The sequence below is a fragment of the Mesorhizobium sp. WSM4837 genome, assembly GCF_055811435.1.
In genome coordinates this window covers 32,417-45,343 of record NZ_JBVVQE010000011.1, presented here as the reverse complement: position 1 = coordinate 45,343, position 12,927 = coordinate 32,417, and the positions used below count along the sequence as shown (strand labels likewise).

At 62.4% G+C, this 12,927-nt stretch carries 10 protein-coding genes; 6 read left to right on the top strand and 4 right to left on the bottom strand.

The window, feature by feature from the left end; all coding sequences use genetic code 11:
- Window positions 1-197 precede the first annotated feature (197 nt).
- Window positions 198-869 carry an alpha/beta hydrolase gene (locus tag AC0L3D_RS08710; protein WP_128246720.1) on the top strand — a complete coding sequence of 224 codons (672 nt, stop codon included), beginning with the start codon at window positions 198-200 and terminating at the stop codon, window positions 867-869.
- Window positions 870-882: 13 nt separating this feature from the next.
- Here AC0L3D_RS08710 and sthA read toward each other — a convergent pair whose 3' ends face one another.
- Window positions 883-2,271 carry a Si-specific NAD(P)(+) transhydrogenase gene (gene sthA, locus AC0L3D_RS08705; protein ID WP_091591857.1) on the bottom strand — a complete coding sequence of 463 codons (1,389 nt, stop codon included), beginning with the start codon at window positions 2,269-2,271 and terminating at the stop codon, window positions 883-885.
- A gap of 220 nt (window positions 2,272-2,491) precedes the next feature.
- Here sthA and AC0L3D_RS08700 point away from each other — a divergent pair, with 220 nt between their 5' ends.
- From AC0L3D_RS08700 to AC0L3D_RS08690, 3 genes are all read left to right on the top strand, one after another.
- A complete protein-coding gene (locus tag AC0L3D_RS08700; protein ID WP_023798430.1) occupies window positions 2,492-2,956 on the top strand; it encodes an RDD family protein in 465 nt (154 codons plus the stop codon).
- A 137-nt stretch (window positions 2,957-3,093) separates the two neighbouring features.
- Window positions 3,094-3,858 carry an arginyltransferase gene (locus AC0L3D_RS08695; protein WP_027154654.1) on the top strand — a complete coding sequence of 255 codons (765 nt, stop codon included), beginning with the start codon at window positions 3,094-3,096 and terminating at the stop codon, window positions 3,856-3,858.
- Between the two features lie 128 nt (window positions 3,859-3,986).
- Window positions 3,987-4,883 (top strand): DMT family transporter, encoded by an 897-nt coding sequence (locus AC0L3D_RS08690; RefSeq protein ID WP_473643902.1) that lies wholly within the window; start codon window positions 3,987-3,989, stop codon window positions 4,881-4,883.
- On the opposite strand, the gene AC0L3D_RS08685 is transcribed toward AC0L3D_RS08690, so the two are convergent.
- On the bottom strand, window positions 4,871-6,079 hold the full coding sequence (locus tag AC0L3D_RS08685) for an AI-2E family transporter (protein WP_023798433.1): 1,209 nt from the start codon (window positions 6,077-6,079) through the stop codon (window positions 4,871-4,873). The two genes, AC0L3D_RS08690 and AC0L3D_RS08685, sit on opposite strands and share 13 nt — an antisense overlap.
- Window positions 6,080-6,337: 258 nt before the next feature.
- Complete coding sequence (gene parC, locus AC0L3D_RS08680; RefSeq protein WP_287229646.1) at window positions 6,338-8,590, bottom strand: DNA topoisomerase IV subunit A; 2,253 nt, start codon at window positions 8,588-8,590, stop codon at window positions 6,338-6,340.
- A 251-nt stretch (window positions 8,591-8,841) separates the two neighbouring features.
- Here parC and AC0L3D_RS08675 point away from each other — a divergent pair, with 251 nt between their 5' ends.
- Entirely contained in the window at window positions 8,842-10,032 is a 1,191-nt protein-coding gene (locus AC0L3D_RS08675; protein WP_473643900.1) for a hypothetical protein, read from the top strand.
- 242 nt (window positions 10,033-10,274) lie between these two features.
- Here the strand turns inward: AC0L3D_RS08675 and aspS are convergent, their stop codons facing one another.
- Window positions 10,275-12,065 carry an aspartate--tRNA ligase gene (aspS, locus tag AC0L3D_RS08670; protein ID WP_287176264.1) on the bottom strand — a complete coding sequence of 597 codons (1,791 nt, stop codon included), beginning with the start codon at window positions 12,063-12,065 and terminating at the stop codon, window positions 10,275-10,277.
- 258 nt (window positions 12,066-12,323) lie between these two features.
- Here aspS and AC0L3D_RS08665 point away from each other — a divergent pair, with 258 nt between their 5' ends.
- Complete coding sequence (locus AC0L3D_RS08665; protein WP_023798437.1) at window positions 12,324-12,827, top strand: DUF3280 domain-containing protein; 504 nt, start codon at window positions 12,324-12,326, stop codon at window positions 12,825-12,827.
- Window positions 12,828-12,927: the final 100 nt, after the last annotated feature.

The following is a 12,927-nucleotide window of genomic DNA, read 5'->3' as shown; positions in this document are numbered from 1 at the left end:
AAGGCCTCAAAGCTGGTTGTTCATGCCGCGATCGATGCGACCGCCGGACGCACCGCTTCGATTCCTCCCGCAGGAGCATATCGGCAAACAAACGGACTGAAATGCGCCCGGTTCAATCAACTTTGAAGGAGCTCGAAAATATTCCGTTTTGAAGCCGGCAAATGAATAAAAACCACACGAAATCAATAGGATGCAATATGGCCGAAAAACCTCAGGAAGACGGCTTTTTGCGGCGCGACCTGCCGTTTTTCTACCGCCTTTACCGGCCCGTGGATGCGAGCGGCGAATGCCTTTTCCTGCTGCACGGGTCCGGCGTCGACGAGACGACGCTGGTGGCGCTGGCGCGGCAAATCGCACCGCGCGCCGTGCTGGTGGCGGTGCGCGGCCGTATCGCCCAGGAGGACGGTTTCCGCTGGTTCGCGCGGATCACGCCGACGCGCTTCGAACAGGAGAGCATCCGCACCGAGGCGGACGCTTTCGCCGGCTTCATCACCGCGGCCGCGAAGCGCCACGGTCTCGATCTCGCCCGGACGAGTTTCCTCGGCTATTCAAACGGCGCCAATCTGGTTTCGAGCGTGATGCTGCTGCATTCCGGCCGCATCGAACGGGCAGCGTTGCTGCGCCCGATGCCGGTGCTCGACGACGTGCCCCCGGCCGATCTGTCCAAAGCGCGCGTGCTGATCATCGCCGGCGCAGATGACCTGACCTACGCGCCCTTCGCCCCGGCGTTGGTCGCATTGCTCGAATCGCATGGCGCCGCGGTCGAGGCCCACACCATCGCCTCCGGCCATGAAATCGGCGACCGGGATGCTGAAATCGTCAGGCAGTGGCTGGCGGGCCCGGCAGCCGCCATCGCGCTGGCGAATTGATGAGCCCGTCGCCCTATGCCCGGCCCATCCGGTTCCAGGCATCCAGCCCGGCGATCTTGTAGGCTTCGGCCAGCGTCGGATAGTTGAAGGTGTTGTTTACGAAAAAATCGACGGTGCCACCGAGATTGATCACCGCCTGGCCGATGTGGATCAGTTCGGTTGCGCCCTCGCCGACGATATGCGCGCCGAGCAGCCGGCGCGTTTCGATCGAGAACAGAAGCTTCAGGAAGCCGGTGTTGACGCCCATAATATGGCCGCGCGAGGTTTCGCGGAAGCGCGCCACGCCGACCTCATAGGCGCCGCCGCCCTCGCGCACCTGCTCCTCGGACTGGCCGACGGTCGAGATTTCCGGCACGGCGTAGATGCCGTAGGGAAAGGTTTCCGGCGGCGGTGGCAACGGCACGCCGAAGGCATGGCAGGCGGCCACCCTGCCCTGCTCCATCGAGGTCGAGGCGAGGCTCGGAAAGCCGATGACGTCACCGGCGGCATAGATGTTCGGCGCACTGGTCCGGAAGCTCTGCGGGTCGACCTTGATGCGGCCCCGGGAGTCGGCCTCGATGCCGACCACATCGAGGCCGAGCGCGCCGACATTGCCAGTGCGCCCCGCCGCATAAAGCACCATCTCCGAGCGTATGCTGCGGCCGTCGGCAAGCGTCACCTCGGCATAGTCTGGTTTCGAGGCGATCTCCTTGATCGCACTGCCGAGCCGGATCGTCATGCCGCGGTCGCGCATCTGATGGATGAAATCGTCGACGATCTCACGGTCGACGAAATCGAGGATGCTGTCGCGCGGCTCGACCAGCGTCACCGGCACGTCGAGCGCCGAAAAGATCGTCGCGTATTCGACGCCGATGACGCCGGCGCCGATCACCGTCAGCGTCCGCGGCAGGCGCTCGAGTTCCAGCATTTCGTCGCTGTCGAAGACACGGATCTTGTCGAAGGGCACGTCGCGCGGCCGGTGCGGGCGGGTGCCGACCGCGATCAGCGCATGCGCAAAACCGACCTCGCTGTAGTCGCCGGTATCCGTCGTCAGGCTGGCTCTGTTGGGACCGAGAAACTTGACTGTGGCGCGCGCGCTCTTGACCGTGTTGCGCATGAACTGGTGCTGCAGCACCTCGACCTCGTGATCGAGCGTTTTGTGCAGGCGTTCGATCAGATCACCGACCGATATATCCTGCTTGACCCGGTAGCCGCGCCCGTAGAAGCCGCGCTCGCGCCAGCCCGAGAGGTTGAGCACGGTTTCCCGCAAGGTCTTCGACGGAATGGTGCCGGTATGCACGGACACGCCGCCAAGGCGCCGGCCCCTGTCGGCCACCAGCACGGATTTGCCGAGCTTGGCCGACTGCACCGCGGCGCGGCGCCCTGAGGGCCCGCTGCCGATGACCAGCATGTCGTAGTCCATATTGGCCCTGTCCCTCGCCCCTTGGGCGCATTTGCCGTGTTTGTTGCGCTGCAGCAAACTAACGTCATCCGTGCTGCAAATTCAACCGATCCAGTCTACATTCGGCGTTGCCCGGTAGCAGGGCCGAAAAAAGGCTCGATCTTGATTCCGCCGCAGGACTTCACCATTTCAACACCAGGCGGCCCGCACCCTATGCCGGGCCTGATTGCGAGGAAATGACATGAACGCGCGCGTTCTCGACGGCGAAATCAGCAGGCTCGATGATGTCAGGGCCTATGATGGCGTGCGCACGCGGCGTGTCCTCGCCTTCATCATCGATTATTGCATCGTCGCGCTGCTCACCATTCCGTTCGCGATCCTGGTGTTCTTCCTCGGGATTTTGACGCTTGGCCTTGGCTGGATGCTGTTTTCCATCCTCGTGCCGGCCGTCGCCATCCTTTACATCTGGAACACGCTCGGCAGCGCCGACCAGGCCACGACGGGCATGAAGATGATGGGGATCCGGCTCGACCGTCTGGACGGCACCCGCATCGACGGGCTGACGGCGGTGGTGCATTCGGTTCTGTTCTGGGCCGGCAACGTCATCCTGACGCCGCTGGTCCTTCTGGTGTCGCTGTTTGCCGACCGCAAGCGCACGCTGCACGACCTGCTGCTCGGCACGGTGGTCAGCCGCAGTGACCGCTGAAACAGCTTTTCACCAGCCCCAGCGAGCATTTATGTGCAAAGTGAAGGCGTCCGGTAGCCACGCTTTCACAATCCTGTTGAATTTTTCGCCGTGCGCGCCAAAGGTATGATGATTCGCAGGAGTGTTTCCAAGGGTCGATGACGCAGCATCCAACCCAGTCGCCGCAGTTCTTCCTGACCGCGCCGTCGCCATGCCCGTATCTTGAGGGCCAGTTCGAGCGCAAGGTGTTCACGCATCTGGTCGGCGACAAGGCATCGGAGATGAACGACCTGTTGACGCAAGGCGGCTTCCGGCGATCGCAGAACATCGCTTACCGGCCGGCCTGCGAGACCTGCCGCGCCTGCGTTTCGGTGCGCATCCTGGCGCAGGAATTCACTGCCAGCCGCAATATGAAGCGGGTGATACAGCACAATTCAGACCTCATCGGCGCGATGCACGACGCGCAACCGTCGACCGAGCAGTATTCGCTGTTCCGCAGCTATCTCGATGCTCGCCATCGCCGCGGCGGCATGTCCGACATGACGGTGCTCGACTACGCCATGATGGTCGAGGACACGCATGTCGACACCAAGGTCATCGAATACCGGCGCCGCGGCCCCGACAGCTTTATTACCGGCAAGGGCCAGGGCGAGCTGATCGCAGTCGCCCTCACCGACAAGATGGCCGATGGCCTGTCGATGGTCTATTCCTACTTCAACCCGGACTTCGAGGACCGCTCGCTCGGCACCTTCATGATCCTCGACCACATCGCTCGCGCCAGGGCGATGGGCTTGCCCCATGTCTATCTTGGCTACTGGGTCAACGGCTCGCGCAAGATGAACTATAAGATGCGCTTCATGCCGCAGGAGCATCTCGGCCCGAAAGGCTGGGAACGCTACGACCACGAAGCGGTTTCGCGCTGATCCGCTCTTTCGCCAACCATCCTTAAACTGCTTCAAGGGAGGATGCTTCTGGTTTTCGGCTGCGTGGCTGAAACGCCAGACGCTGGGCCAATTTTGCGCCTGCCTCCAAATTCATTGCGGGAACTGCCATGTCGTCCCACAACGATCATCAAAAAGGCCTTCTCATCACCGCCATCGGCGGGCTGACGCTGACCATCGACATTCCATTGATCCGGCTCGCCGACGGCGGCGCATGGACGATCCTCCTGCTGCGCACCGGCACCACCCTGGTCGCGGCGCTGATCATCTGGGCCGTGTGGCGCTCGCTGAGCCGTAACGCGCCGCAGCTCATCCCCGGCTGGTCAGGGCTCGTCGTCGCCCTGTGCTACGGCCTGACCTCGGTTACCTTCGTCATCAGTATCTATCACACCACGACCGCCAATCTGGTCTTCATCCTGGCCTTCAACGCCGTGTTCGCGGCGCTGCTGTCCTGGCTGTTCCTGAAGGAGCAGCCGCGACTGGTCACCGTGATGGCGATGCTGGTCATGATCGTCGGCGTCGCGATCATCGTCGGCGATTCGATCGGCACCGGCCACCTGTTCGGTGATCTCATGGCGTTGTGCTCGGCTTTCTTCATTGCGCTGGCCATCACCATCTCGCGCGCCAGCGGCAAGGACATGGGGTTCACTTCGCTGATCGGCGTGATCCTGCCCCTGGCCATCGCGGTGTTCATGGTTTCGGGCGAAGGGTTCCAGGTGAACGCGCCGTGGTGGATCATCTTCAACGGCGCCGTCATCATGCCGATCTCGTTCTTCTGCCTCGCCAACGGACCGAAATATATTTCGGGACCGGAAGTGGCGATGTTCTATCTGCTCGAAACCGTGCTGGCGCCGGTCTGGATGTGGATGATCTTTGCCGAGATGCCGTCGCGCAACAGCCTGATCGGCGGTGCGATCCTGATCGTCACGCTGGTCGCCCATTCGCTATGGCAGCTGCGTGAGGGGCGAAAACGCCGCGCCAGCCTTGCAGTCCGTCACCCGGCCTGAGACTTCTTCTCGGCAACGATTTCGATTTGCGGCGGCGCCCCTTCGAGTTCCGCCGGCGCTGCGGGGGCAAGCTCGTCGGCCAATTCCACCTCGCGCAGCCATTCGCGCCAGATCGCGACCAGCAACGCCATCAGCACCGGACCGATGAACAGGCCAAGAAAGCCCATCGTCTTGACGCCGCCGACCAGGCCGAAAAAGGTCGGCAGGAACGGCAGCTTTATCGGGCCGCCGACCAGCTTCGGCCGCAATGTCTTGTCGACGATGAACAGTTCGACGCTTCCCCAGATGAACAGCGCCAAACCGGCCATCGGCGAGCCGCTGGCGGCGAGATAGATCGAAACAAGCGTGAAGGACAGCGGTGCGCCGCCGGGGATCAGCGCCATGATGCCGGTCAGGGCGCCGAGCGTCACCGGCGACGGCACGCCGGCCAGCCAGTAGGCCACGCCCAGCACCACCCCCTCGCCGATGGCGATAATGGTCATGCCGGTCACCGTCGAGGAAATCGTCGCCGGCACGACGCGTGAAATCCGCTCCCACCTGGTCGGCAGGATGCGTTCGCCGAGACGGTCGACCTGCCCGGCGAAATGCTCGCCGTCGCGATAGGCAAAGAACAGCGCGATCATCATGAACAGCAGCGCCAGCAGAAGGCCGAAGGCGCTGCCGCCGGCGGCCAGCACGCCGCGGTAGATGCTGCCGATGTTGGCGCCGCTGATCAGCTGGATCAGCTCGCCGATGCCGCCGGGATGGCCGAGATTGCGCGTCCACTGCTCGTTCAGCCAGTCGCCGACCACCGGCAGCGTGGCGATCCAGTGCGGCGTCACCGCACCATGGCGGTTGGTCTCGATCGCCCAGCCAACCCATTCGCGGACTTCGTTGCTGGCGTAGGCGCCGGCGAGCGCGATCGGCACCACCAGGAAGGCGAGGATGAACAGGATCGCCAATGTCGCGGCGACCGTGCGGTTGCCGCCGACGGCAGCAAGCAACCGCCGATAGAGCGGCCAGCTGGCAAAGGCGATGACCAGAGCAGCCAGCACCGGGACCAGGAAACCATGAAAGAAATAGACCCCGGCGGCAACGATCAGCACCAGCAGCCACCGCGCCGCGGACAGCGGCGGAATGACTGCGGATCTGACCGGCGTCGACAGGCCGAACAGGCGTTGCTGCCCTTCCGGTTTCCGAACCCTGGCTTCTTTCAAATGCCCATTTCTCCCAAACGCGTGTGTCCGCGCCTAATGTAGCGATGCTTATGCACCGACATAGTGCAGCAATCGTGACGACATTCCAAATGTTTGGATGGAGCTGCTAATCTCCTCCCTTGAGGGGGAGATGGCCGGCAGGCCAGAGGGGGTCGGAACGTTCAGACGCGACCCTAACAGAGGAGGCTGGAGCTTCACGCGCGACGACCCACTCTGTCGCCTTCGGCGACATCTCCCCCTCTAGGGGGAGATTAGCAACTACCCGAATTTCCCCGTCCTCGGGAATCCCTTCGGCACCATGCGTCCAGCCGAGGCCCGGGCGCCGATCCATTCGACCAGCTCTTCACGTGATTTGGTGAAGGTGCGGTCGGCAGAATCCTGCCAGGAGAGACCGCTTGCGAGCGTGAAGGTCTTGAGGTCGAGGACGCCGCCATCCTTGTATTTCTGCAGGCGAACGCCCTTGCCGCGCCCCATCTCGGGGATTTCGGCGAGCGGGAAGATCAGCATCTTGCGGTTCTCGCCGACGATGGCGAGATGGTCACCGGCGACCGGCATACAGCGTTGGGCCTCGTCGGGCGCCTTGACATTCATCACCTGCTTGCCCTTGCGGGTGTTGGCGACGACTTCCTCTTCCGGCACGATGAAGCCGTTACCGTCGTGCGACACCAACAGCAGCTTGCGCTTGGGATCATGGACAAAGGCGGTGACGATGTCCTGGTCGTTGTCCATGTCGACGATGATGCGGATCGGTTCGCCATGGCCGCGCCCGCCCGGCAGCCGGTCGGCGCCGATCGTGTAGAACTTGCCGCCGGTGGTGAAGACCAGCACTTTGTCGGTGGTCTGGGCGTGGAAGGCGAGCTTGAGGCTGTCGCCCTCCTTGAAGGTCAGCAACGAATGGTCGGTCAGATGACCTTTCATCGCCCTGAGCCAGCCCTTTTCCGAAACGACCACGGTGACCGGCTCGCGCTCGATCATGGCATGGGCAATGTCGGTCAGGTCATGTTCGGGGGCGTCGGCGAACTGGGTGCGGCGCTTGCCGAGCGCGGTTTCCGGTCCGAATTTCTCGCGGATGCTGGAGACCTCCCACTTGATCATCGACCACTGCCGGGCGTCGGACGCGAGCAGCGCCTCGATCTGCTTCTTCTCGGTGGTGAGACCGTCGAATTCCTTGCGGATCTCGAATTCCTCGAGCTTGCGCAGGGCACGCAGCCGCATGTTGAGGATGGCTTCGGCCTGATTGTCGGTGAGCGACCAGCGCGCCATCATCACTTGCTTGGGCTCGTCCTCCTCGCGGATGATCCTGATCACCTCGTCGATGTTGAGATAGGCGATCAGATAGCCGGCGAGGATCTCCAGCCGCCTTTCGATCTCGCCGAGGCGATGCCTGGAGCGGCGGATCAGCACCTCGCGGCGGTGCTCCAGCCATTCCTTGAGCACGCCTTTCAGCGACAGCACGTTGGGTATCTTGCCGCGCGACAGGACGTTCATGTTGAGCGGAAAGCGGCTTTCGAGCTCGGTCAGCTTGAACAGCGATTCCATCAGGATGCCGGGATCGACCGAACGGCTCTTCGGCACCAGCACTACGCGGACGTCTTCGGCGCTCTCGTCGCGGATGTCCTCGAGCAGCGGCAATTTGCGCGCCATCAGCAGCTCGGCGATCTTTTCGATCAGCCGCGCCTTCTGGACTCCATAGGGGATTTCGGTGACGACGATGCTCCAGGTGCCCCTGCCCTGGTCCTCCTGGCTCCATTTCGCCCTGACGCGGAAACCACCGCGACCGGTCTCGTAGGCTTCGAGGATCGAGGCGCGGCTGTCGATGATGATGCCGCCGGTCGGGAAATCCGGGCCTTGGACGAAATCCATCAACGTCGTCACCGGCGCATCGGGTTGCTCGATCAGATGCAGGGCGGCGTCGCAAAGCTCGGCGGCATTGTGCGGCGGGATCGAGGTCGCCATGCCGACGGCAATGCCGGACGAGCCGTTGGCGAGCAGGTTGGGGAAGGCGCCGGGCAGCACGACCGGCTCCTCGTCCTCCTCATTGTAGGTCGGCCGGTAGTCGACCGCATTCTCGGTGATGCCGGACAGCAGCTCGGTCGCCACGTCGGTCATGCGCGCTTCGGTGTAGCGCATGGCGGCAGCGTTATCGCCATCGATATTGCCGAAATTGCCCTGGCCGTCGACCAGGGGATAGCGCATCGAAAAATCCTGCGCCAGCCGCACCAGCGCGTCGTAGATCGACTGGTCGCCATGCGGATGGAACTTGCCCATCACCTCGCCGACGATGCGGGCGCATTTGGCGAAGCCCTGGTCGGGGTTGAGCCTGAGCAACCGCATGGCATGCATGATGCGGCGATGGACCGGCTTCAGCCCGTCGCGCACATCCGGCAGCGCCCGGTGCATGATGGTCGACAGCGCATAGGCGAGATAGCGCTCTTCCAGCGCTTTCTTCAGATCGACCGGCTCGATGTTGTCGCCACCGCCATCGCCAGGCGGCAAAAGCCTTTTTCCCATAGGTTGGGACTAGCCGAGCGGGTGATTCGCGGCAAGAGGCGCCTGAATGGGGCAGCCTCTTGCGCAATACGAACCGGATGCCAGCAACATCACTCGGTTACATCCCGCTTCTATGACAATGGATCGGATTTGCCTTTCGCCGTGGTTTTCCACCATTGTGCGGCGGAACGCCTTTTTCCCGTCCAGTTCGTCACGGAAGGGTGACGGCGCAACAAATTGAAAAATCTTCAGCACACTCTCAGGGAACCGCGATGACGATCAGACGCTCGACACTCAACAGACTCGCTTTTTCGACCTTGCTGCTGACGCTGCCGCTGAATGCGGCCCTCGCGCAAGATGCGGCGGTCGCCGACCGGCTGAAGGCGGCTCTCGCCGCGCAGGGCGTCGACATCTCCTGGACCGGGGTGACGGGCGATGCCTCCAGCATGGTGCTGCAGGGCGTGGCCCTCAAACCGGCGGCCGAAAAGGAAGCGCTCAAGATCGGCGACATCAAGCTCGAAGGCGTGACCGAAGCCAATGGCGGTTATGAAATCGAAACCGTCTCGACTTCGGCATTCCAGCACAGCGAAAACGGCGTCACGCTCGACCTCAGCCCCTTCATCATCCACGACATGACGGTTCCGGCCGACGGCGCCACAGGCCCGCTCGGTTCAATGATGATGTATGAATCGGCCGAGCTCGACAACATGACGGTCAAGGTCGCCGACAAGACCGCCTTCTCGATGGACGGGCTCGCCATCGAAATCACCCCGCCAGCCGACGGCAAGGCGATGGCGTTTTCCGGCACCACGGAAAAGTTCAATGCCGACCTGACGCTGGTCGAGGACCCGAAGTCCAAGGACGTGATCAACGCGCTCGGCTACCAGAACATCACCGGAAACCTTGCCATGGAGGGCACCTGGCAGCCTGCGGACGGCAAGATGGAGCTGTCGAAATACGACATCTCCGTCGACAATGCCGGAACGCTCGGCATGACCTTCGGTTTCGGCGGCTACACGCTCGACGTCATCAAGTCGTTACAGGAGATGCAGAAGAAGATGGCGGCGCAGCCCGAAGGCGCCGACAATTCGGCGCAAGGCATGGCCATGCTTGGCGTTTTGCAGCAGCTTTCGTTCAACAGCGCTTCGATCCGCTTTGACGACGATTCTCTGACCAACAAGGTGCTGGACTATGTCGGCAAGCAGCAAGGCATGTCCGGCAAGGACGTCGCCAACCAGGCCAAGGCGGTCGTGCCTTTCGGCATGGCGCAGCTCAACAATCCGGAATTGACGGCGCAGGTGTCGGCTGCGGTCGGCAAATATCTCGACGATCCGCAGAGCATTGAGATCCTGGCCGAGCCGCCGGCAGCGGTGCCGTTCGCGCTGATCATGGCAGGCGCCATGTCCAACCCGGCGGACCTGACGAAGACGCTTGGCGTGACGGTCAAGGCGAACGAAGACTGATTGGGGCGGGGGCCTCGGAGCGTCAGCGCCGCCCCTCACTGCCCTGCCGGGCATTTCTCCCCGGATAGTGACGGGGAAAAAGACACCGTCACAAATGATTTCGCCAACTGGCAGCGTTGCAAGACGGGTGCCAACGTCGCGGCCATCTGTCCTTCTCCCCGTCACTATACGGGGAGAAGGTGCCGTCAGGCGGATGAGGGCAGCGCAAAACGACAGCGTTTAGAGTCGGTTGCGGGACGTTTTTAACCCTCTTTCTTGGTCACTGCGACGCGCAGCGACAATTCGCGAAGCTGTTGCGGGCTGGCTTCCGACGGCGCGCTCATCAACAGATCATAGGCCTGCTGGTTCATCGGGAACATCGTCACTTCACGAAGGTTCCTGGCACCGACCAGCAGCATGACGACGCGGTCGATGCCGGCCGCCATGCCGCCATGCGGCGGTGCGCCGTACTGGAAGGCGCGGTAGAGGCCGCCGAAGCGCTCCTCGACCGTCTCGCGATTGAGCCCGACAGTCTCGAATGCCTTGACCATGGTTTCCGGCAGATGGTTGCGGATGCCTCCGCTAGCGATCTCGAAACCATTGCAGACCATGTCATACTGGAACGCTTTGATGCCGAGCAGATCCTCACCGTTGAGCGCATCGATGCCGCCCTGCGGCATCGAGAACGGGTTGTGGGCGAAATCGATTTTTTTCTCGTCTTCGTTCCATTCGAAGAAGGGAAAGTCGACGATCCAGCATAGTTCGAAACGGTCGCGATCGACCAGGTTCAGCTCCTCGCCGGCGCGGGTGCGTGCCGCGCCCGCGAACGAGACGAACTTTTTCGGGTCGCCGGCGACGAAGAAGGCGGCGTCACCATCGGCAAGCCCGAGTTGGAGGCGGATTGACTCGGTGCGCTCCTCGCCGATGTTCTTGGCGAGCGGACCGGCGCCTTCGAGCTTCTCGCCCTCCTTGCGCCAGAAGATGTAGCCGAGGCCCGGCTGGCCTTCGCCTTGCGCCCAGGAATTCATCCGGTCGCAGAAAGCGCGTGAACCGCCGGTCCTGGCCGGAATGGCCCAGACCTCGGCCTTCGGGTCGTTGGCAAGGATGTTGGCGAACACCTTGAAGCCGGACTCGCGGAAATGTTCGGAGACCGCCTGCATCTCGATCGGGTTGCGCAGGTCCGGCTTGTCGGTGCCGTATTTGCGCATGGCGACGTCATAGGCGATGCGCGGAAACTCCTGCGTCACCGGCTTGCCGGCGGCAAAGGACTCGAACACGCCCCGCATCACCGGCTCCATGGTCGCCAGAATGTCGTCCTGCTCGACGAAGCTCATTTCCAGGTCGAGTTGGTAGAATTCGCCCGGCAGCCGGTCGGCGCGCGGGTCCTCGTCGCGGAAGCAAGGCGCTATCTGGAAGTAACGGTCGAAGCCCGACACCATGATCAATTGCTTGTATATCTGCGGCGCCTGCGGCAGCGCGTAAAAGGTGCCGGGATGGATACGTGACGGCACCAGGAAATCACGCGCGCCTTCGGGCGACGAAGCGGTCAGGATCGGCGTCGAGAATTCGGTGAAGCCGACCTCGCCCATGCGCTTGCGCATCTCGGCAATGATCTTCGTGCGCGCCACGATGTTCTTGTGCAGCGTGTCGCGGCGCAAATCGAGGAAGCGGTATTTGAGACGGATGTCCTCGGGATAGTCCGGCTCGCCGAACACCGGCAGCGGCAGTTCCTTGGCCGCCGACAGCACTTCGATCTCGCGCGCGAAAACCTCGATTTCGCCGGTCGGCAAATTGGCGTTCGCGGTCTCGGCCAGACGAGCCTTGACCTCGCCGTCGACGCGGACGACCCATTCGCCGCGCACGGTCTCGGCAATCTTGAAAGCCGGCGAATCCGGGTCGGCGACGATCTGCGTCAGGCCATAGTGGTCGCGCAAATCAATGAACAGCAGGCCGCCATGATCGCGTACGCGATGCACCCAGCCCGAAAGGCGAACGGAAGAGCCGACGTCGCTTTTCCTCAACTGGGCACAGGTATGGCTGCGGTAACGATGCATTGTCATGGATAAGTCCGGATGTCTGATTGCGGCCAAGGCATGATGGCCCGGCCCGAAAATTTGCGCGAAAAGCACATGAGAGGCCGCCTTTGTCAAGGCAGGCGTCGCCCGGGCAGCATCTTGATTCGAACTTCGGCATTCGTCCGTGGCTGTGTGAAAACTCCGCACCACAGTCAAAGTGTAGAATTTCCTCCGCCTGATCGTGATCAGCGTGGCCGAGCCGTGTACAATGGCCGTCACATTGGCGGGAGGACTACCATGCGCATTCGCACATTGACTGTCCTGGTGATGCTGCTTGTCGGCACCTGCGCATTTGCACACGCACAGACAAAGCCGATGTCCATCGAGGTGTTTCCTTTCGAATTGGAAGACAAGAGCGCTGGCGCAGGCATAATTCCGCCGGATGAACATGATAGGCGCTATCTGTCCGAGTCGGCACAAATGGCGAAGGACATGCTCTCCCAGTCAGGGCGCTTTACAGTGCTTGATGTGCCAGCCGGGGATGAGCAGGCGGTGGCGCCGCACGGATTGCGCAATTGCGGCGGCTGTGAAAGCAAGATCGCCAAAGAGCACGGCGCGTCTCTTGCCTTGCTGGGCGTCGTAACGCGCGTCAGCCGAACAGAGCATACGATGTTCATTCGCATCCTCGACGCTGATACCGGGCAACCTGTTTCGCAGGGGTTTACCGACCTGCGCATGGGTGCGAATTACGCGTGGCCCCGCTCCGTCAAATGGCTGATGAAAAACAGAATTCTTCGATAGGGCGGCAAGCCACCCGAGTGCGCCATCGGCAGCGCGAAGGATTCCCAGCTAAAATCAAACTGATACGTTGATAGCCGGCGCTGGCCTGCTAACCGCCGGC